The following is a 26,496-nucleotide window of genomic DNA, read 5'->3' as shown; positions in this document are numbered from 1 at the left end:
CATGGTCGTCCGTCCTGTCACGGTCCCCGGCGCCGGCCCGGCCGTCCTCGGCCCGCCCGGCGCCCGGGCGGGCGTCGTCCGCCCCGGGCGCGCGGCGCCGTCGGGCAGCGGTGCCGACACGCACTGCCCCTACTGCGCGCTGCAGTGCGGCATGTCGCTCACGCCTGCGCCCCCTGAGGTGCCCGACGCCGGAGCCTCGCCCCGCGTGGTCGTCGCACCGCGCGAGTTCCCCACCAACAAGGGCGGGCTGTGCCAGAAGGGCTGGACCAGCGCGAGCCTGCTCAGCGCGAGCGACCGGCTCACGGTGCCGCTCGTGCGGGACCGGGCGGTCGACGCGGCGGGGGCCGTGACGCGTGGCGAGCTGCGGCCCGCGACGTGGGACGAGGCGCTCGCGCGGGTCGTCCGCGGCATCACCGCGATCCAGGCGGAGTCGGGGCGCGACGCGGTAGCGGTCTTCGGAGGCGGGGGGCTCACGAACGAGAAGGCGTACGCGCTGGGCAAGCTCGCACGGACGGTCCTGCGGACCGCGAACATCGACTACAACGGGCGCTTCTGCATGGCCAGCGCCGCGGCCGGCGCCAACCGCGCGTTCGGCGCCGACCGCGGGCTCCCGTTCCCGCTCGCCGACCTCGCGGGGGCCGACGCGGTGCTGCTGCTCGGCTCGAACCTGGCCGAGACCATGCCGCCCTCGGTGCAGCACCTCGCGGGGGTGCGATCTCGCGGCGGGCTCGTGGTCGTGGACCCGCGGAGGTCGGCCACGGCCGCGCTCACGGGGGCGGGGGCGACCGGCGGTACGGCGGACGGGCCGCCTCAGGGACTCCACCTCCAGCCCGTCCCCGGGACCGACCTCGTGGTGTTGCTCGCGCTCCTGCACGTCGTGTGGGCCGAGGGCCTCGCCGACGAGGAGTACCTCGCCGCGCGCGTGTCCGGGGTCGACGACGTGCGCCGCGCGGTCGCGGCCTGGTGGCCCGAGCGCGCCGAGACCGTGTGCGGGATCTCGGCCGACGAGCTCCGCCGCGTCGCGCGGCTGCTCGCGGCGGCCTCGCCCTCCCGCGGCGGGCGCGGGGCGTACGTCCTGACGGGTCGCGGCGTCGAGCAGTCGACCCAGGGGACCGCGACCGTGACCGCAGCGATCGACCTGGCGCTCGCGCTCGGCCTGCCCGGCCGACCGGGTTCCGGGTACGGCGCGATCACGGGGCAGGGCAACGGGCAGGGCGGCCGGGAGCACGGCCAGAAGGCCGACCAGCTTCCCGGCTACCGCAAGATCGACGACCCTGCCGCGCGCGCCCACGTCGCCGCGGTGTGGGGCGTGGACCCCGCGTCCCTCCCCGGGCCGGGCAGGCCTGCGGTCGAGCTGCTGCGCTCGCTCGGGACGCCGGGCGGGCCGCGCGCGCTGCTCGTGCACGGCTCGAACGTGCTGGTCAGCGCGCCGAACGCGACGTACGTCGCCGAGCGTCTCGATGCCCTGGACCTGCTCGTGGTGTGCGACCTGGTGCCTTCCGAGACCGCGCTGCGTGCCGACGTCGTGCTGCCCGTGACGCAGTGGGCCGAGGAGGAGGGGACCATGACCTCGCTCGAGGGGCGCGTGATCCGCCGGCGCCGAGCCGTGAACCCGCCGGACGGCGTGCGGTCCGAGCTGTGGTTCTTCGCGGAGCTCGCGCGACGCCTGGGGTCGACCGTGTCCTTCCCGCTCGACCCCGCCGAGGTGTTCGACGAGCTCGCGCGGGCCTCGGCGGGCGGTGTCGCGGACTACTCGGGGCTCAGCCACGCGCGCCTCGACGCCGACGAGGCCGCGGGCGGGCCGGGGTTGTTCTGGCCCGTGCCTGCGGTGTCGTCTGCCGCGGCCGGGGGAGAGGCGCACCCCGGCACCCCGCGACTGTTCCTCGACCGCTTCCACACCCCCGACGGGCGCGCGCGCATGGTCGCGGTCGACCACGTGGGGCCGAGCGACGACGTCCGCCCCGACGCGCCCGTCTACCTCGTGACGGGCCGCGTCCTGCAGCACTACCAGTCGGGTGCGCAGACGCGACGCGTGGCCGAGCTCGACCGGATCGTGCCCGGACCGTTCGTCGAGATGCACCCGATCCTCGGCTTCCGCCTCGGCATCCAGGACGGTGACCCGGTGCGGCTCACGTCGGCCCGGGGCGAGGTCCGGGCGCCTGCGCGGTGGAGCGACAAGATCCGCCCCGACACGGTCTTCATGCCGTTCCACTGGAGCGGGGCCGGGAGCGTCAACCGGATCACGACCGACGCGACCGACCCGGTCTCCGGGATGCCCGAGTTCAAGGTCTGCGCGGTCGCCGTCGCGCCCGCACGCTCCCCGGAGGTGGTCGCATGACCGACGCCGCTGCTCGACCGCCGGTACCGGCGCAGCCCGCGGGCCCCTGTTCCGACGGCCCGCCCGTGGACGGCGCAGCCAGGCCGTTCCGCGTCGTCGTGGTGGGCGACGGGATGGTCGGGTCCCGGTTCGCGGCCGACCTCCTGGCGACGGCCGGCCCGGACACGGAGCACCGCGCCCGGCCCTTGCGCGTCACGGTGCTCGGCGACGAGGGGTACGAGCCGTACAACCGCGTCCTGCTGAGCGAGGTCGTCGCAGGGCGTGCCGACATCGGCGCGCTGACCCTGCCCTCGACGGGCGACGCGCGCGCCGAGGTCCACCGCGGCGCTCCGGCGATCGCGATCGACCGCGGCTCGCGCACGGTCCTCACGAGCGACGGTGCGTTCCCCTACGACGCCGTGGTGCTCGCGACCGGCTCGGCCGCCCGGGTCCCTGACGTGCCGGGGCTCGGGTCAGGTCCCGGAGGAGCCCTGCCCGCCGGGGTCCACGCGCTGCGCACGCTCGACGACGCACGCGAGATCGTCGCCGCGACCGCCAACGCGCGCCGCGCCGTCGTGATCGGTGCGGGTGTCCTGGGCCTCGAGGTCGCGTGCGGCCTGGCCCGCCGCGGGCTCGCGGTGACCGTGGTCCACGGTGGGGCGAGCCCCATGGACCGCCAGCTCGGCCCTGACGCGGGCCTCGCCGCCTCGCGCACGCTCGCCGGGCTCGGCATCACGGTGCGGACCGGGGCCCGCACGCGGGAGGTCGTGGTGAGCGGGATCGTCGGCCGGGGCGCGACCGTCACGGGGGTCGTCCTCGTGCCCGACGGCGGGCGCCCGCCCCGCGCGGCAGGTCCCGGAGGAGACGGGGGACCGGACCACGGGGCCACGGGGACGGGCCCGGCGCCGCGGGACCCGGCCGCGGGGGGACGCCCTGCCACGGACCCGAGCGGCCCGACCGACGAGGTCCCGGCCGACCTGCTGGTGCTGGCCTGCGGGACCGTGCCCGAGGCGACCCTCGCCCGGACCGCGGGCCTGACCGTGGACCGAGGGGTCGTCGTCGGGCACGGGCTGGCGAGCCCCGACGACCCCGACGTGTACGCGATCGGTGACTGCGCGCAGCCCCCCGAGGGCGGGACGGGGCTCATCGCGCAGGGGTGGGAGCAGTCGCGGCGGCTCGCGTCCCTGCTCGCGGAGAGGCTGGTGGACGCAGCGAGCCCCCTCGGCCACGCGGGCCCCGACGCGGCAGGTACGACGGGCGCTGCGGTCCCGCCCCCGCCCGAGGGCCGGGCGCACGTCCGCTTCACGGCGGCCGAGCGCCCGAGCATGGCCCTGCGCATCGCGCTCGACGTCGAGCGGGCCGCGTGGGGCCCGTCGGGTCGCGATCCTCGCGAGATGCGGCCCGCGGGGGTCCGAGGCGTTCCACGAGTCCCGTCGGCCGCATCTCGGGAGCGGCGGCCACGGGTGCCCGCGCCGACGGACCAGCCGTCGCCCCCCGCCGCGCCGACCGACGTCGTGCGTCTCAAGGCCGCGGGCCTCGACGTCGTGGCGATGGGGGTCTGCGGCGCGCGGCGCGCCCACGACCCGAGCCACCGCACGCTCCGGCTCACCGACCCCGACGCGGGACGCCACGTCGAGGTCGTCGTGGCGGGCGGCCTCCTGGTGGGCGCGACCGTGGTCGGCGCGCCGCAGATCGGCGCCGACCTCACGGCGACCTACACGCGCCGGATCCCCGTGCCCGCCGACCCGGCCCACCTCCTGCTGCAACCCGTCGCGCAGGCCGCCGCGCCGGCGTCGGACCCCACGCACATGCCCGACCGGACCACGGTGTGCAGCTGCAACGGCGTGAGCAAGGGGGACATCGTCGCGAGCTGGCGCGAAGGCGCTCGCAGCACGGCCGACATCGCGCGCGCGACACGGGCCACCACGGGGTGCGGCGGCTGCAAGGACGTCGTGTGCGGGCTCGCGGACTGGCTGCGCAAGGCCGACCCGGAGCAGCCCGGGACGGCGTCCGCGTCGTCCCGCGCGGACGAACCGGCTCCCGAGTCCGTGCCGGTCCACGGCTGAGCGGCTGCGGGTGCGGACGCGCGACCCCTCTCCTAGCCTCGGAGGAGTCCGGAGCCTCTGCGTCCGCACGGCTCCCCGGCCCGATCGATCCGGAGGTAGAGCGTGCGACGAGGTATCGCGGCGGCAAGCCTGGTGGTCCTGCTGGCGGCGGTCGCGGGGGCCGGTGCGACGTCGTCGTCCGCGGTCGTCGAACCGCAGGCGACCGCACGGCTGTCGCTCTTCAAGCGCATCGAGAACCTCGACAGCGGCGCGAGCGAAGGGCGCCGCGAGCTGTGGACCATGCATGCGCTCAACCTCGACACGGGCCAGGAGATCACGGGCGACGGGCTCAACGGGGTCCAGTCGCTCGAGGTCGTGCCCGGGCGCTACCAGATCTCCGAGAGCGGCGGGGTGGGTGGCTACCGCTTCCAGGACTGGACGTGCAGCGGCGCCGACGTCTCCGAGACGACCGACCCGACCCCCGTCATCACGGTGCCCGACGGCGGCCAGGTGACGTGCACGGTCGACAACGAGGCGATCGAGCCCACGCTGACGCTCGTCAAGGAGGTCGTGGGAGGGTCGGCGTCGCCGACCGACTGGACGCTGCAGGCGCAGGGTCCCACCAACCTCGTCGGACCGAGCGGGTCCGCCGAGGTCACGAACCGCAAGGTCCGCATCGGCGACTACACGCTCTCGGAGCAGGGCGGCCCCACGGGGTACACGCCGAGCGACTGGGACTGCGGTGACGCGGTCCTGGTGGGCAACCGGCTGACCGTGGGCCTCGACGAGAACATCACGTGCACGATCCGCAACACCTCGGCGGCCCCACAGCTCACGCTGCGCAAGGAGGTCGTCAACGATGGTGGCGGCCCGGCCGTCCCGGGCGACTTCACGCTCACGGGGACGGGACCCACGACGATCTCGGGCCCCTCGGGGTCGGTCGCGGTCACGGGGGCGGGCGTCTCGGCGGGGACCTACGCGCTGAGCGAGTCGAGCCGCCCGGGCTACACCCCCGGTGCGTGGACGTGCGACGGCGGGTCGCTGTCGGGTGCCGAGGTGACGCTCGACGCCGACGACATCGTGACCTGCACGGTCACCAACACGTGGACGGGCGGGTCGCTCACGCTGCTCAAGGAGGTCGCCGAGGGCGGCGCACCACCGCAGGCCTGGCAGCTCGTCGCGACCGACGACGCGGGGTTCGCGCACTCCGGGACCATGGGGCAGCCCGCGGTCACGGGGGCCGGGGTCCCGGCGGGCTCCTACACGCTGACCGAGCTCGGGCCCGACGCCTACGACCTGGTCGGCTGGACCTGCACGGGCGGCGAGCTGGTCGTGGACCCGTCGTCGGGCGGGCCGGGGGCGACCTACCGCGTGACGGTCGGGACGCACGCTGCCGTGGAGTGCACCGCGACCAACACCCTCGCGGGCTCGTCGCTGACGCTCGTCAAGGAGGTCGTGGGTCCGGACGGCGGTCCTGCAGCGGACCCGGCCGCGTGGACGCTCGCGGCCGACGGCGCCACACCCCTCGCGGGGGCCAGCGGCAGCCCCGCGGTGACGCACCAGGCCGTGACGCCGGGCGACTACACGCTCTCGGAGTCGGGCGGACCGCTCGGCTACGCCGCGGGCGACTGGGTCTGCGACGGCGCCACGGCCGCCGACGGGGTCGTCTCCGTCGGCTTGCGCGACGACGTGACCTGCACGATCACCAACACCTGGGACGGGGGGACGCTGACGCTCGTCAAGGAGGTCGCGGGCGGCGGCGCCCCGGCCTCGGCCTGGGACCTCACCGCGACGGGCACGGACGCGGGCCTGCCGACCCTGACCGGCCGGACAGGATCGACCGGCGTCACGGCGGTGCCCGTGCCGCCCGGCGACTACGACCTCACCGAGTCCGACGCGTTCCCGCTCGGCTACGAGCTCACGGACCTGACGTGCACGGGCTCGGCCGGGACCAGCGTCGAGGAACCCACGGTCACCGTGGGAGCGGGGGACGACGTGACCTGCACGTTCACGAACAGCCCGCTCGCGACGCAGCACCTCACGCTCATCAAGCTCGTGAACCACCAGGGCGGCGGCTTCGCTCCCGTCACCGCGTGGACGCTCGCCGCGACCGACGGAGCGGGCACGGACCTCTCGGGCCCGAGCGGCTCGCCCGGCGTCTCGTTCGTCGCCGTCCCGCCGGGCGACTACACGCTCTCGGAGTCGGGCGGCCCCGACGGGTACCGTGCGGGCGCGTGGGTGTGCCAGGGAGCGGACGTGACCCCCGGGGGCGTCGTCACGATCGAGGAGAACACCGACGTCGCGTGCGTCATCACGAACTCGGCGATCGCGCCACGGCTCACCCTGGTCAAGGACGTCGTCGGCGGGCCGTCGGACGTCGACGACTGGCGGCTGTTCGGTGCGGGGTCGCCCGGCCTGGTCACGGGCTTCTCCGGGAGCCCCGAGGTGACCGACGCCCCGGTGACGGCCGGGACGTGGCGGCTGTTCGAGGTCGGCAGCCCGCTCGGCTACTCGGCGCGGCCCTGGACCTGCGCCGACGCGGCCGGTGCGACGGTCCCCGTGACGGACGCCGGGCAGGTCACCCTCGCGCTCGCCCAGGACGTCACGTGCACGGTGCAGAACGTGTGGGAGGGCGGTCGCCTGACCCTGCTCAAGGAGGTCACCGGAGGTCCGGCCGCCGCCGACTCGTGGGAGCTGCGTGCGACCGGTCGCACGGGGACGGGCGCGGCTGGGGCTGTCATCTCGGGCCCGACGGGCTCTGTCGGGGTGACCTCGCAGCTCGTCCCGTCGGGCGAGTTCGAGCTGGCCGAGGGCACCGGACCCGCGGGCTACCGCACGGGGACGTGGACGTGCACCGAGGTCGGGGGAGACGAGATCCCGGTCGTCGACGGACACGTCGCGGTCGCCCAGGGCGAGGACGTGAGGTGCCTCCTGACCAACCACTGGACCTCGGGCACCCTCACGCTCGTCAAGGAGGTCGACGGCGGCTCGGCGCCCCCCGGCGCATGGACCCTCGCGGCCGAAGGGGTGGCCGGCAGCCCGACCGACGGCGTCTCGATCTCGGGTGCCGGCGGCGCCCCCCCCGTCACGGGCGCGACGGTCCTCGCTGGCGACTACGTGCTCGCGGAGTCCGGCGGGCCCAGCGGCTACGAGCAGACCGGGTGGGACTGCGGCGAGGCGACGCTCGTCGACGGGGTCGTGAGCGTCGCAGAGAGCGCCGACGTCACCTGCACCGTGACCAACACCGCGGTGCTCCCGCACCTGACCCTCGTGAAGGAGGTCGACAACACGGGCGGGGGCACCGCCGGCCCGGACGACTTCACGCTCCACGCGGACGGCCCCGAGGCGCTGGCCGGGGTGAGCGGCGGCGTCGAGGTCTCGCACGTGACGGTCGAGCCCGGTGGTTACGCGCTGACCGAGTCGGGCGGGCCCGAGGACTACGACGCGAGCGGCTGGACGTGCACGGGCGGCACCGTCACGGACGGGACGGTCGAGGTCTCGGCGGGCGGGGACGTCACGTGCACCGTGGTCAACACGTTCGTCCCCGCCGTCGGGCCCACGCCCACCCCGACCGACCCGCCGAGCCCCACGCCCGTGCCGACGGACGGGGGAGGGGGCGGCTCGGCCGACCCCGACGGTCCGCTCGCGAGCACGGGGGCCGAGGCAGCGGGCGCCGCGGCGCTCGCGGCGGCCCTCGCGCTGGCCGGGGCAGCCCTGGTCGTCGTGGCGCGCCGTCGACGCGGGGAGGGCTGAGCCGGAGGTCCACGGTCACTGCTGCGGGCCCCGGGGACCCGCAGCCCTGGCGGGTTCTCACGCGCCCGCGGCGGTGCGCGTGAGAAGAACGTTACGGAGGGGCAAAGGAGAGGGTGCGGCGCGGAAACCGCGCGTCTCTAGTGTCCGGAGCAGCAGCTGCTTCCAGGACACCCGGACCGCACCCCCCAGGAGCCCCCGTGACCACACCATCGAGCTCTCCCCGCCATCTCGTGATCGTCGGCGGCGGCATGGTCGCCCAGCGCCTCGTCGAGGCGCTGCGTGCCCGTGACACCGCCGGCGGGTGGCGGGTCACCGTCTTCGCCGAGGAACCGCGCTACCCCTACGACCGCGTGGCGCTCACGTCCTACTTCTCGGCGCGCGACCCCGAGGAGCTCAACCTCGGCGACCCTGCGCTGTGGGACGACCCGCTCGTGCGCCTGGTCCGTGACTGCAGCGTCGTCTCGATCGACCGCGAGGCGCGCCAGGTCACCGACCGGTTGGGCCGGGTCCACGACTACGACGAGCTCGTGCTCGCGACGGGCTCGAGCGCTGCCCGGCCGCCCATCCCCGGCAACGAGCTGCCGGGGGTGTTCGTCTACCGCACGATCGACGACGTCGCGGCCCTGCGCGGTTGGGTCGAGGCCAAGCGCGAGGAGCGGGCCGGGTCGTCGTACGACCGCCCGGTGCGTGGCGCGGTCATCGGCGGCGGGCTCCTGGGCCTCGAGGCCGCGGGTGCGCTCAAGGCGCTCGGCGCCCAGGCGACCGTCATCCAGTTCGGCACGCACCTCATGGACGCGCAGATCGACCTGGGCGGCGGTCAGGCGCTCGGGCGCCTCATCAACGACATGGGCATCGCGGTGCGCGTGAGCACCGGGACCAAGGAGATGCGTCCCGCGCGGACGACGGGTCACGTGGGCCGCCTCGACTTCGTGGACGGCGGGCGGCTCGACGTCGACGTGGTCGTCATGGCGACGGGGGTTCGACCGCGGGACGAGCTGGCCCGTGGGGCGGGGCTGCCGGTCGGCGAGCGCGGTGGGGCGGTCGTCGACCTGTCGTGCCGCACCGACGACCCGCACGTGTGGGCGATCGGCGAGGTCGCGTGCATCGAGGGGCGCTGCCTGGGCCTCGTGGCACCGGGCTACGCGATGGCCGAGGTCGTCGCGGACCGCCTGCTCGGCGGCGGGGCGACGTTCCCGGGTGCGGACACGGCGACCAAGCTCAAGCTGCGCGGCGTGGACGTCGCGAGCTTCGGCGACGCGTTCGCGCGCACCGAGGGGGCCATGGAGCTCGTCTACGCGGACCCGGTCGCGGGCGTCTACAAGAAGCTCGTCCTGTCCGACGACGCGCGGACCCTCCTGGGCGGCGTGTTCGTGGGCGACGCGACGCCGTACGCGTCGCTGCGTCCCATGGTCGGGCGCGAGCTGCCGGGCGACCCGGGCGCGTTCCTCCTGCCCGAGGGATCGTCGGGCGGCGGTGCGGCAGGGCTCGAGCTGCCCGACGAGGCCACCGTCTGCTCGTGCAACAACGTCACCGCGGGCACGATCCGCTCGGCCGTGACCGACCACGCGTGCACCGACGTCGCCTCGGTCAAGTCGTGCACCAAGGCGGGCACGAGCTGCGGCTCGTGCCTCCCGCTGGTCAAGAAGATCACGACGACCGAGCTCGAGAAGGCCGGCATCGAGGTCTCGAACGCGCTGTGCGAGCACTTCGAGCTCTCGCGGGCGCAGCTCTTCGACGCGGTCCGTGTCGCGGACCTCCACACGTTCAGCGAGATCATCGCGCGGTTCGGACGCGTCCCGGCAGCGGCCACGCACGTGCCCGACGACGCCGCACCGGCCGGGCTCCCGGCCTCCGGCCCGGGCCGTGGCTGCGACATCTGCAAGCCGGTCATCGCGTCGATCCTGGCGTCGCTGGGCAACGGCCACATCCTGTCGGGCGAGCAGGCCGCGCTCCAGGACACCAACGACCACGTCATGGCGAACATGCAGAAGGACGGCACGTACTCGGTGGTGCCGCGCATCCCGGGGGGCGAGATCACGCCCGAGGGGCTGCTCGTGATCGGGCAGGTCGCCAAGGACTTCGGGCTCTACACCAAGATCACGGGCGGCCAGCGGATCGACATGTTCGGTGCCCGGATCGAGCAGCTCCCGCAGATCTGGCGCCGCCTCGTCGAGCACGGCTTCGAGTCGGGCCAGGCCTACGGCAAGTCGCTGAGGACCGTGAAGTCGTGCGTCGGGTCGACGTGGTGCCGGTTCGGCGTGCAGGACTCGGTGGGCATGGCGGTCGAGCTCGAGCTCCGGTACCGCGGGCTGCGCTCACCCCACAAGATCAAGCTCGGGGTCTCGGGCTGTGCGCGCGAGTGTGCCGAGGCGCGCGGCAAGGACGTCGGGGTGATCGCGACCGACAAGGGCTGGAACGTGTACGTGGGCGGCAACGGTGGCTTCACGCCCAAGCACGCCCGCCTCCTCGCGGAGGACCTCGACGACGAGACCATGATCCGCACGATCGACCGCTTCCTCATGTACTACATCCGCACCGCGGACCGCCTGCAGCGCACGTCGGTCTGGGTCGACGAGGTGGAGGGAGGCCTCGACGGGATCCGCGCCGTGATCCTCGAGGACTCGCTGGGGATCGCCGCGGACCTCGACGTCGCGATGGCGGGACACGTCGACGCGTACGAGGACGAGTGGCGCGCCGTCCTGGAGGACCCCGAGAAGCTCAAGCGGTTCGGGTCCTTCGTCAACGCGCCCGCGACGGCCGACCCCGACCTCGCGTACGTCGCCGAGCGCGGTCAGCCGCGCCCGGCCACGGCCGCCGAGCGCGAGAGCGCCACGACGGGTGGGGTCCTGATCGCCGGGACGACTCTGGAGGTGCGGAGATGAGCACGAACACGATGGGTATCGAGGCCGCAGCAGGACTGCCCGAGCAGGGGGAGGGGACGGGCGCGGACACCGGGACGGTCTGGGAGGCCGTGTGCCGGGCCACCGACCTCGCGGTCGAGCGAGGCGCCGCGGCGCTCGTCGACGGGCAGCAGGTCGCGCTCTTCCGGCTGACCGACGGGCGCGTGCTCGCGGTCCAGCAGGTCGACCCGTTCAGCGGGGCCAACGTCATGTCGCGCGGGATCGTGGGCACGCGTGCAGGAGTCCCGACCGTCGCGTCACCGATGTACAAGCAGGTCTTCGCGCTCGAGACCGGGGTGTGCCTCGACCCCGTGGGGTTCCTCCCGGTGCTCGCGGCGGGCCCGGACCTGGCGACGTGGCCCGTCGAGGTGCGGGGCGGCGTCGTGCACGTGGCTCGTCCTGCACACGTCGTCGCGACGGCCGACGAGGCCGCCCAGGTGGGCGGCGCTCGGGGGGCCGCGGGCCGGACCCGGGCCGACGGGCCGACGCCGTGAGCACGCTCGTGGGGCTCGACCTGCGCGGACGCCTGGTCGTGGTCGCGGGTGGCGGACCGGCCGCGGCGCGCCGCGCCCGCGCGCTGGTCGACGACGGAGCGCTTCTCCGCGTCGTCGCCCCCGCGCTGTGCGAGGACATGACCGACGTCCTGACCGGTGCGCCCGACGCGACCTGGCGCGTGGGCTCGGCCGAGGCCGCGGACCTGGACGGGGCCTGGTTCGTCGTGGCCGCCACGGGCGACGACGTCGAGGACCGGTACGTGACGGCGTGGGCCGAGTCGGCGCGCGTGTGGTGCCTCGCGGGGGCCGGTCCCGGGAGCCCGGGGCGTGGCGCCCGTCGGGCCGGCGCCGCCTCGGCCGTCGCACCGGCGACGACGCGCAGCGGACGGGTCCAGGTCGCGGTGCTCGCGGACGACGAGGACCACGCCGGAGCGGTGCGTGACCGCCTCGCCGAGCAGCTCCGCGAGGGCCGGGTCGACCTGCGCCGCCCCCGTCCGGACGAGCCGTCGGGAGCCCACCGGACCGCGACGCGACGGGGACCTGCCGCCGGGTCGGTGACTCTCGTCGGGGGCGGCCCCGGCGCGACCGACCTGCTCACGCTCCGAGGCCGGCGCGCGCTCGCGACGGCCGACGTGGTCGTGACCGACCGGCTGGGGCCCGTCGGGGTCCTCGGCGAGCTGCCCGCGAGCGTCGAGATCATCGACGTCGGCAAGACCCCGGGCCACCACCCCGTCCCGCAGCACGAGATCAACGCGATCCTCGTCGAGCAGGCGCAGCGCGGCCGGACCGTCGTGCGCCTCAAGGGCGGCGACCCGTTCGTCTACGGCCGCGGAGGCGAGGAGGTCCTGGCCTGCCGGGCCGCGGGGGTCGCGGTCGAAGTGGTCCCCGGAGTGAGCAGCGCCCTGTCCGTCCCGGCGCTCGCGGGCATCCCGCTCACCCACCGCGGGACCGTCGGCGCGTTCCACGTGGTCAACGGCCACGACGGGCTGGACGTGGGCGCCCTCGCCGCGGTCCGTGATCGCACGGCTACCCTGGTGATCCTGATGGGAGTGTCGATGCTGAGCGAGATCACGGACCAGGCGGTCGCCGCCGGGGCCGACGTCGGCACGCCCGTCGCCGTCGTCGAGTCGGGTTCCACGGAGCACCAGCGGGTCACGCGCGCCACGCTCGGGACGCTCGTCGAGCGCGCCGCCCAGGTCGGCGTCCGCGCCCCGGCGGTCGTGGTGGTGGGCGACGTCGCGGCCGAGGGCCTGCTGGCTCCGGCCCTCGTCCCGGAGCGGGCCCCGTGACGGCTCCCGCCCTGGGACAGGAGGCTCCCGTCCCCGCCACCGCACCGCAGCGTCCCGCGCTCGGTCAGGTCATGGCCGGCTGCACGGTCCTCGTCACGGCCGACCGCCGCTCGGGCGAGCTCGCCGCCGCGCTGATCCGTCGGGGGGCCGAGGTGCGTCACGCGCCCGCCCTGAGCATGGTGCCCAACGAGGACGACGAGGCCCTCCTGGCGGGCACGCGCGACCTGATCGCCCGCCCGCCGGACGTCGTGGTCGTCACCACGGGCATCGGGTTCCGCGGCTGGATCGAGGCGGCCGACGCCCACGGGCTGGCCGACGAGCTCCTGGCCGTCATGGGCGGGGCCCGCCTGGTCGCCCGCGGACCCAAGGCGCGCGGTGCCATCCAGGCCGCCGGGCTCCAGGCCGACTGGGTCGCGGAGTCGGAGACGTCGGGCGAGATCGCCGACGTCCTGCTCGGCGAGGGGGTCGACGGGCTGCGCATCGCGGTCCAGCACCACGGAGCGGGGGCAGACGGCCTCGACACGGTCTTCGCGCAGGCAGGAGCCGACGTCGCGAGCCTCATCGTCTACCGCTGGGGTCCGCCGCCCGACGAGGCGGCGCTCCGGGCGTCCGTCCACGCCGCCGCAGGCGGCGAGATCGACGCGGTCGTCTTCACCTCGGCCCCGGGCGCCGAGGCGTGGCTCACGGTGGCGGAGTCGGAGGGCGTCGGCGACGCGGTCGTCGCGCGCTTCGCGAGCGGCGCCATGATCGCCGCGGCCGTCGGGCCCATCACGGCCCGCCCCCTCGCGCACCGCGGGATCTCGACCCTCCAGCCGGACCGCGGACGCCTCGGCGCGCTGGTCCGCACGCTCGTCGGTCACTACGAGCACGCCGAGACCCTGGCCCTGGTGACCGTCGCGGGCATCCTGCAGATCCGGTCGCGCGTCGCGGTCCTCGACGGTCGGGTCCTCCCGCTCTCGCCCAGCGGGCTCGAGGTCCTGCGCCTGCTCGCGTCCCGGGCCGGGGAGATCGTGACCCGCGACCAGGTCCTCGCCGCCCTGCCGGGGGACTCGCGCGACCCCCACGCCGCGGAGGTCGCCGTGGCCCGGCTGCGCGAGGCCGTGGGCGAGCGCACCCTCGTCAAGACCGTCGTCAAACGTGGCTATCGACTGGAGCTGGCATGAGCACGGAGATCCTGGGATTCCCTTCGGGCGCGACGGAGGGAGCCTCGTCGTCGGGCGGCACGGGTGCGCCCGTGCTCGTCGGGTGCTCGCACGGGACCAACGACACCGCGGGCCAGGCAGCGATCCGCGCACTGCTCGACGACGTCCGGGCGACGCGCCCCGACCTGGACGTCCGCGAGGCGTTCGTCGACGTCCAGCAGCCCGAGGTGGCCGACGTCGTCACGCACGCGGTCGCACCGCGCGCCCCGGGCGAGGGGGCGGGTGGCCAGGCCGTGGTCGTCCCCCTGCTGCTCTCCACGGGCTTCCACGTGAACGTCGACATCACCGAGGCCGTCTCGCCCGAGCACGAGGGGCGCGGGCCGGAGCACGGCGCAGCGACGGCTGCCCGCGCCCTGGGACCCGACCCCCGGCTCGCCGAGATCCTCGCGGACCGCCTCGCCGCGGCGGGGGTCCGGCCGCACGACGCGGTCGTCCTCGCGGCCGCCGGATCGAGCAGGTCGGGGGCGGCGCGCGACGTCGAGGCCGTCGCCGAGCACCTGCGTGCGCACCACGACGGACCGGTCACGGTCGGGTTCGGCGCCATGGCCACCCCGTCGGTGCGGGACGCGGTCGAGGCGGCGCGCGAGGCGCTCGCCGCCGCCGTGGTCCCGGGCGAGCCGGCCACGGCCCCGGGTGGAGCTGCCGTAGCGGCCGGTGCGGCGCCGTCGGGCAGCGAGGGCGAACCCGCCCCCCGCGTGGTGATCGCCGCCTACCTGCTGGCCCCCGGCTTCTTCCACGACCGCCTGCTCGAGGCCGGCGCGGACGTCGTCACCGCGCCGCTGGCCCCCGACGCCCGGCTCACGGCGATCGTCCTCGACCGCTACGCCGAGGGCGTCGCGGCGCTGCCTGGTCGCTAGGCCACGGCTGCGCGCAACCGCTCAGGTGCGACGCGGGCGCCGCACGGGCCGAGCCCGGGCGGCGCCACGGCTCAGGCCTGGACCCGCGTCCTCGGCGCGACGAACGCCGCGAGCAGCGCGATCACGACCGTCACCCCGAAGCAGATGACGTAGGCCAGAAGGCCGAACGCGTCGTGCAGGGCCCAGAGCATCGACCCGGTCACGGCCAGCGCGATCGCCGCGGACAGTGCGTCCGAGACCTGGAGCGCCGAGCTGTTCGCACCCTGCTGGTCCTCGGGCGACAGGGCGAGCGTGAGCACCGAGAGCGTCGGGTGGACCATGCCCATCCCCAGGCCCGCGACGGTCCACGCGAGCATGCCGAGGATCGGGGGCACCGAGGGCCACGCGAGGAGCGCGGTGCCCGCGATCCCGCCCGCGATGAGGAACGACCCGATCAGGATGAAGCGCGAGTGCGGCCACCCCCAGCGGGCCTTGCCACGCAGCCACGCGCCGACGGACCAGCCGATCGCGCCGAACGTCAGGACGCCGCCCGCCTGTGCGGGGGACAGGCCGCGCTCGTGCGAGAGGAGCAGCGGCAGCAGGACCTCGGTGCCCGTGAAGGCCGCCGCGACCAGGCCGCGGATCGCGATCACCGAGGGCAGCCCGCGCGCCGCACGCACCGTGCCCCGCGGGAGCAGGTGCGGCACGCTCACCACGACCAGGGCGAGCGCGACCACGAGCGCCGCGTACAGCAGCACGCCGTCCTGCTGGCCCGCGAAGTGCAGGAGACCGATGCCCACGGCAGCGGCCACGGCCCACCAGAGCGCGGCGTTCCCCGCAGGGTCCGGGGTGTCGCTCGCGCGGCGGTCCTGCACGACGGCGCGCAGGCCGGGGCGCATCATCAGCACGGCCGGGACCGCGAGGAACGGCACCGCGAGGAAGACCCAGCGCCACCCGACGTGCTCGACGACGAGCCCCGCGACCGCCGGGCCGACGATCGAGGGCACGACCCACGCCGCGGCGAAGGCCGCGAACACGGACGGGCGACGGTCCTCGGGGAACACCCGGGCGACGAGCACGTACAGCGCGACGATGTACATCCCGGTGCCCAGCCCCTGCACCACGCGCCCGGCGACGAAGACCTCCATGGTCGGGGCGAGCCCCGCGACGACCAGGCCGGCGAGGAACAGGCCGACCCCGGCCCACAGCGACGGGCTCGGTCCGAACCTGTCGCACCACCGACCGGCCGCGACCATCCCGACGACGCTCGCGGCGATCGACCCCGCGAACGCGACGGCGTAGAGCGTCAAGCCGTCGAGCGCCTGCGCGACGGTCGGCATCGCGGTCGCGACGGCCAGAGCCTCGAACGCCCCGAGCAGCACCAGGGCGACCATGCCGATCATGACCGTGCGCTGGGTCGCGGGGGACAGGCCGCCGCTCCGGGAAGCGGTGTCGGTGGTGCCTGTGGTGCCGGTCGCGGGAGCCGCGCCGACGCTCGGCGCGTCGGTGAGGGGGTGGTCCACCGAACCGGCCGCCGGCGCGGCCGTCGAGGGGGAACCGAAGGCAGGGGAGTCGGCGATCGCCTCGGCGACGTCTGCCTCGGGCGCCGATGGGCGTGGTGGTTCCATGATTCCTCGCAGGGGTGGGCGCCGACCCGGTGGGGCGTCGCGCGACGGGTGCGCTCGGTCGAGCGCTTCGACTAGTCTCGAACCTCAACCATTGTCGAGGTCAAGTGCATTCGACCCGTCGATGGCCGGAGTGACGAATGCCTGGAGCAATCATGCCTGACGAGGGGCCCCACCCCGACGACGAGCTCACGGTCGGCGAGCTCGCGCGCCGCAGCGGCGTCACGGTCTCGGCGCTGCACTTCTACGAGCGCGAGGGCCTGCTCACGGCGCGCCGCACCCCCGGCAACCAGCGGCGCTACCCGCGCGAGACGCTGCGCCGGGTCTCGTTCATCAAGGTCTCCCAACGCGTCGGGATCCCGCTCGCGCTGGTCCGCGAGGCCCTCGCGACCCTTCCGCAGAACCGCACCCCGACCGCCAAGGACTGGCGCCGCCTCTCGCGCATGTGGCACGCGGACCTCGACGCGCGGATCGAGCAGCTCGTGCGCCTGCGCGACCACCTCACGGACTGCATCGGGTGCGGCTGCCTGTCGCTGCGCAAGTGCGTCCTGGCCAACCCGCACGACGTGCTGGCCGAGGAGGGTCCTGGCCCCCGGACGTTGCTGGTCGACGGCCTGGACGACTGAGGGCCGGACCGAACCGACCATCGCTCACCAGTTCTTGCTCGAGCCTCCGCCGCCCTGCTCCTCGCCCGTGCCCCCCGCGGGCTCGTCGCCCCCGTAGTAGTTCTGGTACTCCTGCTGGCTCTGGTCCTCGTCGTCCCTGGCCTCGGAGTTCTGCTCCTGGAGCTTCTCCTGCCGCTCGGCCTCGGCCCGCTCCTCCTCGGTCTGGTCGGGCTCGGGCTGCTCCTGCTCCTGCTCGTCGCCCTCCTGCGGGTCCTGGGGCTCCTGCGGCTGCGCGTCCTGGGCCTGCTGCTGCTTGTCCTGCAGACGCTGGACCGACTGCTCGTTCTGCTCCTTCTCCTGCTCCGACTGGTCCTCGCACCCGGGCCAGCCGCGCACCTGCTCGGCCGTCGCGAACGAGCGCTCGGCGAACGAGTACCAGGTCGTGGCGTCGTCCTGGACCTGCTCGGGCGTGAGCTCGTTGCCGTCGCCGTAGGGGTCGATCACGGTCGCGTCGTAGTCCTCGCCCGCAGCACGGGAGGCGAGCGCCTCCTCGAGCGCCTTCTTCTGCGCCATGTAGTCGTCCGCGGTGATCTTCTCGTAGTCCCCGGAGGTCTCGTAGGAGATCGACAGGTTGATCTGGATCCGGCAGCGGACCATCGGTTCCTCGCCCTCGGCGAGGTCGTAGGCCCGGTGGAGGTCGTTGATCGCGGTGTAGTCGTCGCCGCTGCTGTGCCGCGCGGTCCCGGTGTTGAACCAGGCCTTCCACGGGTCGACGACGTTCATGGTCTTCTGGACGTCGAACAGGTCGGCGGCGCCCGAGTAGTCGCCCGCGTCGTAGTCGTCGGAACCCATCGAGGCGATCACGGGCAGGAACGCGAGCTTGACCCCGAGCACGATCGCGGCGACCAGGAGCGGGATCGGCAGGAGGAGCAGCAGTGCCCGACGGCGCAGCCGCCTCGAGCGCAGCGCCGCGGCCCGGGGGGAGCGCAGGCCGGGCCGCTGCGCGCGAGGCGGCTGCGGGTACGGCGCGCCGGGGCGGACCGTCGACGGCCCGCCCCACGATGGAGCCGGCTGCGGGGGCCGGCCTCCGGTGGCCGGGGAACCGGAGGGCCCACCCGACCCGTTCGCACTGCCCCACGGGGGCTGCTGCGGGAGCACGCCGTCGTCGCTCATGCGCGCACCCCCACCCGGCGGGCCGCGGACCGGCCCGCGAACCACGCCTCGATCCCCAGGAGGCCGGCCGCGAGGAGCGCGAAGGGCCACACGATCGGACGGTAGGCCGTGACGAGGCGCCTGCCGTCGGCCGCGACCTGCTGCGGGTCGACGCCCGCGACGAGCTCCGCCGTCGGGCTCGTGGTCTCTCGGTGCACGTACGGGACCCCCAGCTGGTCGGCGATCGCGCGCAGGTTCTCCTCGTCGAGGATCGACAGGGCGTCGGGGACCTCGGACTCGTCGATCGTCGCCTGCGACGGGTCCTCGATGTACTCGGCCGCGGCCGGGTCCTCGCCCGGCATGTACTCCTTCATGCGCCCGCCCTCCGCGGTGCCGTAGCCCAGCACCGCGCCGCCGTCGACGAGCGGTGCGAGGTCCTCGAACGAGCGGGGCTCGCCGTCCACGGTCTGCTCGCCGTCGGACAGGAAGAACACGAGCCGCATGTTCGACGGGCGCTCGGCCGCGGCTCCCTGGAGCGCGTCGCGCAGCTCGTCGAGCGGCCGGTCGGTGAGCGACCCCTTGGAGTAGAGCGTGATCTCGCGCTTGAACGTGTCGGCCCAGGACGTGATGGCGCGCGCGTCGGTCGTGAGCGGGAGCTGGCGGCTGGCCTGCGAGTCGAACGAGATGATCGAGTAGCGGGCGCCCGGGATGTCGGCCGTGAGGCTCGCGATGTCGTGGCGCACGCCCACGAGGCGCTCGTTCGTGCCGTCGAAGTCCTCGGCGGCCATGGAGCCCGTGCGGTCGACCACGAAGAACAGGTCGACGTTCGCGACCGACGTGTCCCGGTCCGTCACGGGGACCGAGGGCCCGAGGCCGATCACGGCGAGGACGGCGACGAGCGCGGTGCGTCGCGCCCACGCGCCCCGCGGGCCCGCGGGCGGGCCCTGCCTGCCGGCGGAGCCCCGCGACGAGCCTCGCAGCGCGGCCACGAGCTGCCACACGGCGAGCCCGAGCAGCGGCACGAACACCACGGCCCACGCCCACAGGGGGATCAACGGGTGGAGGGTCATTCGCGCAACCTCCAGGCCACGACGAGCAGGAGCGCGGCACCTGCGGTCGCCACGAGGAACCAGACCGTCGGCAGGTCCGTCACGATCACCTCGGGGCTCGCGTCGAGCTCGACGGCCTGCTGCGCCACGACGTCCTCGACCATGCCCTCGACGGCTTGCGGGTCGCCCGCGAGGAAGTACAGCCCCCCGCCCGCCTCGACCACGTCGCGGTACTCGACCTCCTCGGGTGTGCCCGCGTACAGGTCCGAGCCCCCGTAGATCCCGTGCAGCGTGATGTCGCGCGAGGTCACCAGGTCCGCTGCCTGCTCGAGCGTGTAGATGGGCTCGCCCGCCACGTAGTTGTCGGTCGCGAGGATGATCGAGCGCGAGCGCTCCGTGGCCTCCTCGTCGAACTGCAGCGCGCAGTTCGCCAGCCCGTCCCCGATGAGGCTCGCCGCGGACTCGTTCGCGAGCGTGCCCGCGGTGTACGTGAGGTATTCCAGGATGTCCTTCTCGTCGCCCTCGCGCATGAAGTCGAGCGTGCTCGGGTCCTTGTCGAACGCTGCGACGCCCGCCGCGAGCTGCTCCTTGACCAGGGTGTAGTCGTCGGTCAGCGGGAACACCGTGCGCGACGTCGAGTTGAAGATCGACAGCGCGATCCGCTCGCCCTCGAAGTTGTCCACCAGCTCCGAGTACACCTTGAGGATCTCGCCGTCGTACGCGGTCATGGAGCCCGACACGTCGAGGCACAGCACGATGTCGCGGGTCCCCAGCCGGTCCACGACCACGTCGGTCTCGACGGGCCGCGCCGCGACCGCACCGACCCCGACGAGCGCCACGAGCAACCCGACGAGCCCCGCGACCTGCAGCGTCCGGTAGCGGCGCACCCACGCCGCGAAGGCGGGGACCTGCGCCAGGTAGGACGAGTTCGCGACCCACGTCACGCCGTCGGCGTCCCGCGCCTGCTCCGCACGTGCCCGACGGCGGCGTGCCAGCCACCAGGCCGCCGCACCCGCGGCGAGGACCACGACGACGACCGCGGCGAGGAGCCACGGCCACAGGATCGAGGCGCCCTGCGGCCCGGGCGTCAGGACCGCGAGAGCTGCGGCCAGCGGTGTCACCACGTCCTCACCACCGTGCGGGCGCGGTCGATCGAGTCCCTGCCCGTGGGGGTGACGCCGTGCTCGTCGAGGCGGGCCAGCGGGTCGACGTCGTACTCCGCGAACGACGGGCGGTAGTAGCGCGCGATGAGGCGCGTCAGGTGCTGGGTGCCCGTCATGCGCTCGATCTCCGAGAGCGTCAGCACCGAGGCGTCCACGCCCAGACGACCCGACGCGAAGCCGCGGACCTCCTTGGACAGCGCCAGGTGGAGCCCGCGCTCGTCGAGCTCGCCCGCGAGGTAGCGCTGCTCGACCGCGTCGAGATGAGCCTCGAACTCGGCGCGCAGGCCCGCGTAAGGGTCGTAGGGCCCCGTGGGAATGCGCGGAGCCGGCGGCTGCGCCTTCTCCTCGGCCGACGCGCGCGTCGAGAGGAACGCGAACACGATCCACCCGACCACGAGCAGCAGCAGGGCGACCCCGAGGGCTGCCCACCAGCCGCTGTAGAGGACCGGGGCGTAGAGCTCATCGTCGGGCACGCTTCTGCCTCCCCAGCAGCTCGACGAAACGAGGCACGACGTCGTCGGTCCCGGTCACGCTCACGGCCTCCACCTGGAGGGTGCGCAGCAGGGCCACGACCGACTCGCGCCGGGCACGCACGGCCTGCGCCGCGCCCTCGGCGACGTCCACGCGACCCCGCAGGAACGGCGGCAGGTCGAGCGTGCCGTCGACGTCCGCGACCGCTCCGAGGGCACGGTGCGCCGCGGGGCCGGCCGTGGTGCCGACGGTCGCCACCCCGACGGGCGACAGGTCCGCGACCGCGACGACCATGACCTCGTGGCGCACGCGCAGGCGCCGCAGCAGGCGCTCGTGCTCGGGACCCGGGCGGGCCTCGTCCGTCACGACGACCATGAGCGAGCGCCGCTGGAACGCGTTGAGCGCCCGGTCGAGCGCCCGGTTCAGGTCGCTCGCGGGCGCGTCGACGCTCAGCTGCTTCTCGACCGTGCGGAGCATGAGCTCGAGGTCCTGCGTGCTGGCCCTGGGCGGGAGCTGGACGATGCGCCCGGCGTCCGCCGCGACGAGCGCGACCCGGTCGCCGCGGTCGCGCGCGAGGTAGGCCACGAGCGCGCAGCAGAAGCTCACCGCGTCGGCCTTGGGCTCGCCGCTCGCCGCGGTCGCACCCATGTTGCGTCCCGTGTCCACCACGAGGACCAGGTTCACGTTGGACTCGCGCACGAACCTGCGCACCACGGGGATGCCAGCGCGGGCGCTCGACTTCCAGTCGATGTCACCCACGTCCTCGCCGGGCGCGTACAGGTGGAGGTCGTCGAAGTCCTGCCCGTGCCCCTTGAGGACGGAGCGGTGTCGCCCCTCGAGCAGCCCCGAGGCCCGCCGGGCCAGCGGGAGCTCGAGCCTGGCCCGCACCTGGGCCAGTCGCGACACGTCTGCCATGGACCGCGCCCTACGGGGTGGGGACCGCGTCGAACACGGCGTCGATGAGCTGCTCGGGCTGGACGTTGGTCGCGAGCGCGTCGAACGTGCGCACCAGACGGTGCCGCAGGACCGAGTAGCGCACGGCCTTGATGTCGTCCGGGATGACGAACGCGCGACCCGCCTGGATCGCGAGGGCCTGGCCCACGCGCATGAGCGCGATCCCGCCGCGCGGGCTCGCGCCCACGCGCACGTGCTGGTCGAGGCCCGGGACGGGGCGCGGCCCCGACAGCCGGGTCGTGTTGATGAGGTCGACGATGTACCGCTTGATCGACTCGTCGACGTACACGTCGTCGACCAGGCGCTGGAGGAACACCACGTCGTCGATGCTGACGGGCTCGGCCGTGATGGGCGCCGTCATGCGCCCTGTCGAGATGCGGTCGAGGATCTCCAGCTCCTGCGCGGGGGCCGGGTACGTCAGCACCTCCTTCATGAGGAAGCGGTCCATCTGGGCCTCGGGCAGCACGTACGTGCCCTCCTCCTCGATGGGGTTCTGCGTCGCGAGGACCATGAACGGCGAGGGCAGCGGGAAGTTCTCGCCGCCGATCGACGTCTGCTTCTCCTGCATGGCCTCGAGCATCGCCGACTGGGTCTTGGCGCTCGACCGGTTGATCTCGTCGAGCAGCACCAGGTTCGCGTGCACGGGCCCGAGCTGTGTCGTGAACGACCCGGTCGCGTAGTTGTAGATCTGCGTGCCCACGATGTCGTTGGGCATGAGGTCCGGCGTGCACTGGATGCGGCGGAACGAGCCGTTGATCGCCGCCGCGAGCGTCTGCGCGGCCGTGGTCTTGGCGAGGCCCGGGACGGACTCCAGCAGGATGTGGCCGCCCGCCAGCAGCGAGCTGATCAGGGCCGTGCGCAGGGCTTCCTGCCCGACGACGCGCTGGTCGAACACCTGCTCGACGCGCTTGAGCAGGTGACCCGCACGGTCCAGGTCCGTCGTGGAGATGCTGCCGTGACCTGTGGCCATGGTGGAGGTCCTTCGCGTGTGCTCGGGTCGTGCTGAGGACGTGGTCACGGCCGTCGCCCACGAGGGGGACGCCGTGCGAACCCGGCCCAGTATGCCAGCGGACCCTGACGGGGGACCGGGTCCTCCACAGGTGGGGCATGGTGCGAGGTCCCCACGCGTGCGCCGCCCGCCGGGCGCGGCTCCTCTCCCGCAGGAGGGGCCGACCAGCGGGAATACCACGATCCGCCGCACGCCGCCTACCCTGGACCGGTGACCGCTACCGCCCCCCGCAGCACCCCAGGAACCGCGCCCGACCGGGCCGCGCGCACCCCCGGCCGGGACGTCGTCGACTCCCCGCGCAACCCCTGGTGGCTCGTGGCGGCCGGACCGGCCGCGGTCGTCGTCGCCGTCCTCGCGGTCCTGGCCGCCGGAGCGTTCTCCGGAGCCTTCGAGGCGCTCACGGGCTTCGCCGACCCCGGCGCGATCTCGCGGTGGGGCCTGCCCGTCTCCACGGTCCTCACCGAGCTCGCGATCTCGCTCACGATCGGCGCGCTCGTGCTCGCCGCCTGCGTGCTGCCCGCCGGCCCACCCATGCGTCGGGCGCTCGGGGTCGCCGGTGCGGCGTCGGCCACGTGGGCCGTGCTGACCGTCGTGCAGACCGTGCTGCGCTACTCGGTGCTGTCGAGCATGCCCGTCTCGAGCATCGGGTTCGGCGACCAGCTCGCGGCGTTCGTCACCCAGATCTCGCTGGGCCGCAGCCTCCTGGGCGTCATCATCGTCGCCGCGCTCACCTCGGCGTGCGCGCTCGCGGTCCGTACCCCCACGGGCGCGCTGTGGACCGCGCTCCTCGCGATCTCGGCCCTCGCGTTCCAGGCCAACACCGGTCACACGGCGGGCGCAGCGAGCCACGAGCTCGCGATCTCCTCGATGTTCCTGCACCTCGGCGGCGCGGCCCTGTGGATCGGCGGGCTCGGCGTCCTCGCGATCGTACGGCTGCGCGGCGGGCTCGACCGGACGTCGTTCGCGTCCTCGGTCTCGCGCTACTCCTCGATCGCGGGCTGGTCGTTCGTCGCGGTCGCGGTCTCGGGCGTCGCGAACGCCTGGATCCGGGTCGGGGGCATCGACGGGCTCAGCACCGACTACGGCATCCTGATCCTCGCCAAGGTCGGGCTCATGGTCGTGCTCGGGGCGCTCGGGTTCGCGCACCGCGAGCTCGTCGTGCGAAGGCTCCAGGGGGTCGGCCCGGCCGGCGGGGGACGCGGCGGCGCCGCCCGTGGGTCGGCCGGCGGGGGCGGCTCCGCGCGCGCCGCGGGAGACGCTCGTCCGGCGGGGAAGACGACGGGTGGGCGAGGGGTCGCTGCCGCGGCCGACAAGGAGGCCGCTCCCTCGGCCCGCGCGACCACCGCCCCGGGTGGGGCGACGACGGCGGGCGGCTCCGCCGTCGGGCAGAAGAAGGGGACCGCCGCACGGACCGCCGTGGCTCCCGCGACCGAGAAGGCCGCGACCTGGCTGTTCTGGCGGCTCGTCGCGGTCGAGCTGCTCGTCATGGGAGCCGTGTCCGGCGTCGCCGTGGCCCTCGGTTCGACGGCCCCGCCCATCCCCGACGAGCCCCCCGCGCTCCCCACGCCCGCCGAGCTCGTCACGGGCCACCCGCTGCCCCCCGAGCCGGACCTGGGCCGGTGGTTCACCGAGTGGCGCTGGGACCTGCTGCCCGCGTTCGCGTGCGTCGCGGCGCTCGTCGTCTACCTGCGCTGGGTCCGACGCCTCGCCCGGCGCGGCGACAAGTGGCCCGTGGGACGCACGATCTCGTGGTGCTTCGGCATCGTCATCCTGTTCTGGGTCACCAACGGCGGGCCCGCGATGTACGGGCACGTGCTGTTCAGTGCGCACATGGTCCAGCACATGGTCCTCGCGATGGTCGTGCCGATCTTCCTCGTTCTCGCCGCCCCCGTGACGCTGCTCGTGCGCGCAGTGCCCGTGCGCAAGGACGGCTCGCGCGGGCCCCGCGAGTGGGTCCTCGCGCTCGTGACCTCGAAGTGGGGGCAGTTCTTCGCGAACCCCGTCGTCGCGGCCGTGAACTTCGCCGGCTCGATGATCGTCTTCTACTACACGCCCGCGTTCGAGCTCGCGCTGACGACGTACGTCGGGCACCTCGCGATGCTGCTGCACTTCACGCTCGCCGGGTACCTGTTCGCGAACGCGCTCATCGGGATCGACCCCGGTCCGCACCGGCCCGGCTGGCCCCAGCGCCTGCTCCTGCTGTTCGCGACCATGGCGTTCCACGCGTTCTTCGGTGTCGCGCTCACGACCGGGACGGCGCTGCTCGTGCCCGAGTGGTTCGGGCTCCTGGGCCACGACTGGGGGATCACGGCGATCGCCGACCAGCAGCGGGGCGGAGGCGTGGCGTGGGGGATCGGCGAGCTGCCGACGCTCTCGCTCGCGATCATCGTCGCGATCATGTGGTCGAGGTCCGACGACCGCGAGGCCAAGCGGCGCGACCGGCGTGTGGACCAGGTGGGCGACGTCGAGATGGACGAGTACAACGAGATGCTCGCGAAGATGGCGGAGCGGGACGCGAAGGACTGAGCTGGCTCCTGGGGTGCGAGCATGCGGTTGGCGTTCAGTTTTCGTCGATTCTCGACGTGAACCGCATGCTCGACGGACGTGAACCGCATGCTCGACCCGGAGTTGGCCTGTCCACAGGGCTGACCGGCACCCTGACGTCCACAACGGCCTGCGGGTCGTCGGCGCTGCTCGGACGGATCCGCTGAACTGGACCGATGCCTCGACGCCCGGTCCCACCCGAACTCCTCGCGCTCGCAGCCGGCCAGGCTGGTCTGGTCGACGTCCGTCAGGCGCGTGCCGCTGGGCTCACCGACGGCGAGGTCCGTGGGTACGTCGCGCGGGGCATCTGGCTTCGCATCGCACGGGCGGTCTACGACACGTCGAACCTCCCGATCCGGGAACGGTCCTTCAGCGCACGACGCCGTCGCGCGGCCTGGGCGGCGCTGCTCGCGTTCGGACCGGAGGCGGTCGCGGTAGGTGCCTGTGCCCTTGCGCTCCACGAGATCCAGGGGCTGCCCGCCAGCATCAGGCCCGAAGCGGCACTCCCGCGCGCCGCGAACCGTGTCGACCGCGCTGCGATGCGGCTGCGTCAGTTCGATGACGGGATGACGACGACTCGCGTCGGGTCGCGACGACTCGTCACTCTCGACTGGGCGCTCGCCCAGGCGGTCCCCGAGCTCCCGCGAGCGAACGCACTGGCGGTCCTCGACTCGGCACTCCACCGCGGCGCGATCGGCCGCCAAGGTCTGGAGGTCGCCCACCACATGGCTCGCGGGCGGAGGGGCGTCGCTCGGACCCATGAGCTCTGGGCCCTTGCGGACGCGCGCGCAGAGTCGCCGCTCGAGTCCTTCGGCAGGCTCGACTGCCTCGACGAGGGTGTCCCGCCGACTGTGCTTCAGCTGCCGATCGAGCACCCGGACGGGATGTCCACTCTCCGAGGAGACATGGCGTGGCGGAGGGACGGCGGCCGGTGGCTCGTGGCGGAGATGGACGGCCACGAGGTGCACGGCGAGCCGAGCGCTGTCTATGCCGATCGGTACCGACAGAACCTGATCGTCGCCACCGGTCGGGTAGACGTGCTGCGCTTCACCCATCGCGATCTCCCGGGGGTGGGACAGGTCGTGCGG

General features: G+C 74.4%; 17 protein-coding genes and 2 pseudogenes. 12 read left to right on the top strand and 7 right to left on the bottom strand.

The genetic code is table 11. The features are described 5' to 3' along the window. Window position 1: 1 nt before the first annotated feature. The 8 genes from ACFWFR_RS00665 to ACFWFR_RS00630 all read left to right on the top strand — a co-directional run bounded on the left by ACFWFR_RS00665 (window position 2) and on the right by ACFWFR_RS00630 (window position 14,857). On the top strand, window positions 2-2,338 hold the full coding sequence (locus tag ACFWFR_RS00665) for a molybdopterin oxidoreductase family protein (protein WP_377620502.1): 2,337 nt from the start codon (window positions 2-4) through the stop codon (window positions 2,336-2,338). Further along, window positions 2,335-4,383 (top strand): FAD-dependent oxidoreductase, encoded by a 2,049-nt coding sequence (locus ACFWFR_RS00660; protein WP_377620500.1) that lies wholly within the window; start codon window positions 2,335-2,337, stop codon window positions 4,381-4,383. The genes ACFWFR_RS00665 and ACFWFR_RS00660 overlap by 4 nt, the downstream gene beginning before the upstream one ends. 102 nt (window positions 4,384-4,485) lie before the next feature. Then, window positions 4,486-8,115, top strand: coding sequence for a hypothetical protein (locus ACFWFR_RS00655; RefSeq protein WP_377620498.1), 3,630 nt, complete (start codon window positions 4,486-4,488; stop codon window positions 8,113-8,115). 197 nt (window positions 8,116-8,312) lie between these two features. Next, a complete protein-coding gene (gene nirB / locus ACFWFR_RS00650) occupies window positions 8,313-10,997 on the top strand; it encodes a nitrite reductase large subunit NirB (RefSeq protein WP_377620496.1) in 2,685 nt (894 codons plus the stop codon). Then, a complete protein-coding gene (gene nirD / locus ACFWFR_RS00645; RefSeq protein ID WP_377620494.1) occupies window positions 10,994-11,509 on the top strand; it encodes a nitrite reductase small subunit NirD in 516 nt (171 codons plus the stop codon). Before nirB ends, nirD begins: the two co-directional genes overlap by 4 nt. Then, window positions 11,506-12,798: a uroporphyrinogen-III C-methyltransferase gene (gene cobA / locus ACFWFR_RS00640; RefSeq protein ID WP_377620492.1), complete on the top strand. Its 1,293-nt coding sequence runs from the start codon at window positions 11,506-11,508 to the stop codon at window positions 12,796-12,798. The genes nirD and cobA overlap by 4 nt, the downstream gene beginning before the upstream one ends. A 71-nt stretch (window positions 12,799-12,869) precedes the next feature. Beyond that, a complete protein-coding gene (locus ACFWFR_RS00635) occupies window positions 12,870-13,961 on the top strand; it encodes a uroporphyrinogen-III synthase (protein ID WP_377620524.1) in 1,092 nt (363 codons plus the stop codon). Continuing rightward, complete coding sequence (locus ACFWFR_RS00630; RefSeq protein WP_377620491.1) at window positions 13,958-14,857, top strand: sirohydrochlorin chelatase; 900 nt, start codon at window positions 13,958-13,960, stop codon at window positions 14,855-14,857. The genes ACFWFR_RS00635 and ACFWFR_RS00630 overlap by 4 nt, the downstream gene beginning before the upstream one ends. Window positions 14,858-14,928: 71 nt before the next feature. Here the strand turns inward: ACFWFR_RS00630 and ACFWFR_RS00625 are convergent, their stop codons facing one another. Beyond that, entirely contained in the window at window positions 14,929-16,464 is a 1,536-nt protein-coding gene (locus ACFWFR_RS00625; protein WP_377620489.1) for an MFS transporter, read from the bottom strand. A 152-nt stretch (window positions 16,465-16,616) separates the two neighbouring features. Here ACFWFR_RS00625 and soxR point away from each other — a divergent pair, with 152 nt between their 5' ends. Continuing rightward, window positions 16,617-17,087, top strand: a complete 471-nt coding sequence (soxR, locus tag ACFWFR_RS00620; RefSeq protein ID WP_191805126.1) for a redox-sensitive transcriptional activator SoxR — start codon at window positions 16,617-16,619, stop codon at window positions 17,085-17,087. A gap of 24 nt (window positions 17,088-17,111) precedes the next feature. Here soxR and ACFWFR_RS00615 read toward each other — a convergent pair whose 3' ends face one another. Genes ACFWFR_RS00615 through ACFWFR_RS00590 form a run of 6 tightly spaced genes read right to left on the bottom strand, consistent with a single transcriptional unit; the run spans window position 17,112 to window position 22,825 of the window. Next, on the bottom strand, window positions 17,112-18,239 hold the full coding sequence (locus tag ACFWFR_RS00615) for a hypothetical protein (protein WP_377620487.1): 1,128 nt from the start codon (window positions 18,237-18,239) through the stop codon (window positions 17,112-17,114). Then, complete coding sequence (locus tag ACFWFR_RS00610; protein WP_377620485.1) at window positions 18,236-19,288, bottom strand: VWA domain-containing protein; 1,053 nt, start codon at window positions 19,286-19,288, stop codon at window positions 18,236-18,238. Before ACFWFR_RS00610 ends, ACFWFR_RS00615 begins: the two co-directional genes overlap by 4 nt. Then, window positions 19,285-20,391, bottom strand: a complete 1,107-nt coding sequence (locus ACFWFR_RS00605; protein WP_377620483.1) for a VWA domain-containing protein — start codon at window positions 20,389-20,391, stop codon at window positions 19,285-19,287. Before ACFWFR_RS00605 ends, ACFWFR_RS00610 begins: the two co-directional genes overlap by 4 nt. Beyond that, complete coding sequence (locus tag ACFWFR_RS00600) at window positions 20,385-20,903, bottom strand: hypothetical protein (RefSeq protein WP_377620481.1); 519 nt, start codon at window positions 20,901-20,903, stop codon at window positions 20,385-20,387. The genes ACFWFR_RS00605 and ACFWFR_RS00600 overlap by 7 nt, the downstream gene beginning before the upstream one ends. Beyond that, entirely contained in the window at window positions 20,890-21,816 is a 927-nt protein-coding gene (locus ACFWFR_RS00595) for a DUF58 domain-containing protein (RefSeq protein WP_377620478.1), read from the bottom strand. Before ACFWFR_RS00595 ends, ACFWFR_RS00600 begins: the two co-directional genes overlap by 14 nt. A 10-nt stretch (window positions 21,817-21,826) precedes the next feature. Continuing rightward, window positions 21,827-22,825: a MoxR family ATPase gene (locus tag ACFWFR_RS00590; RefSeq protein ID WP_191805118.1), complete on the bottom strand. Its 999-nt coding sequence runs from the start codon at window positions 22,823-22,825 to the stop codon at window positions 21,827-21,829. A gap of 249 nt (window positions 22,826-23,074) precedes the next feature. On the opposite strand from ACFWFR_RS00590, the gene ACFWFR_RS00585 reads away from it, so the two are divergent. From ACFWFR_RS00585 to ACFWFR_RS00575, 3 genes and pseudogenes are all read left to right on the top strand, one after another. Then, window positions 23,075-25,390 carry a cytochrome c oxidase assembly protein gene (locus tag ACFWFR_RS00585; protein WP_377620476.1) on the top strand — a complete coding sequence of 772 codons (2,316 nt, stop codon included), beginning with the start codon at window positions 23,075-23,077 and terminating at the stop codon, window positions 25,388-25,390. A 194-nt stretch (window positions 25,391-25,584) separates the two neighbouring features. Beyond that, window positions 25,585-25,731 (top strand): annotated as a pseudogene (locus ACFWFR_RS00580) (type IV toxin-antitoxin system AbiEi family antitoxin domain-containing protein); the annotation flags it as partial. 216 nt (window positions 25,732-25,947) lie between these two features. Continuing rightward, window positions 25,948-26,496, top strand: a pseudogene (locus tag ACFWFR_RS00575) (hypothetical protein); the annotation flags it as partial.

The organism is Oerskovia sp. NPDC060287 (assembly GCF_042726775.1).
GTDB classification, from domain to species: Bacteria; Actinomycetota; Actinomycetes; order Actinomycetales; family Cellulomonadaceae; genus Oerskovia; species Oerskovia merdavium.
This window is presented reverse-complemented; position numbering and strand designations above follow the sequence as displayed.

Bases quoted from the DNA above. Each gene is read 5' to 3' on its own strand.
- ACFWFR_RS00665 (WP_377620502.1), top strand. From the start codon at position 2: ATGGTCGTCCGTCCTGTCACGGTCCCCGGCGCCGGCCCGGCCGTCCTC.
- ACFWFR_RS00660 (WP_377620500.1), top strand. From the start codon at position 2,335: ATGACCGACGCCGCTGCTCGACCGCCGGTACCGGCGCAGCCCGCGGGC.
- nirD (WP_377620494.1), top strand. From the start codon at position 10,994: ATGAGCACGAACACGATGGGTATCGAGGCCGCAGCAGGACTGCCCGAG.
- ACFWFR_RS00635 (WP_377620524.1), top strand. From the start codon at position 12,870: ATGGCCGGCTGCACGGTCCTCGTCACGGCCGACCGCCGCTCGGGCGAG.
- ACFWFR_RS00630 (WP_377620491.1), top strand. From the start codon at position 13,958: ATGAGCACGGAGATCCTGGGATTCCCTTCGGGCGCGACGGAGGGAGCC.
- ACFWFR_RS00625 (WP_377620489.1), bottom strand. From the start codon at position 16,464: ATGGAACCACCACGCCCATCGGCGCCCGAGGCAGACGTCGCCGAGGCG.
- soxR (WP_191805126.1), top strand. From the start codon at position 16,617: ATGCCTGACGAGGGGCCCCACCCCGACGACGAGCTCACGGTCGGCGAG.
- ACFWFR_RS00615 (WP_377620487.1), bottom strand. From the start codon at position 18,239: ATGAGCGACGACGGCGTGCTCCCGCAGCAGCCCCCGTGGGGCAGTGCG.
- ACFWFR_RS00610 (WP_377620485.1), bottom strand. From the start codon at position 19,288: ATGACCCTCCACCCGTTGATCCCCCTGTGGGCGTGGGCCGTGGTGTTC.
- ACFWFR_RS00595 (WP_377620478.1), bottom strand. From the start codon at position 21,816: ATGGCAGACGTGTCGCGACTGGCCCAGGTGCGGGCCAGGCTCGAGCTC.
- ACFWFR_RS00590 (WP_191805118.1), bottom strand. From the start codon at position 22,825: ATGGCCACAGGTCACGGCAGCATCTCCACGACGGACCTGGACCGTGCG.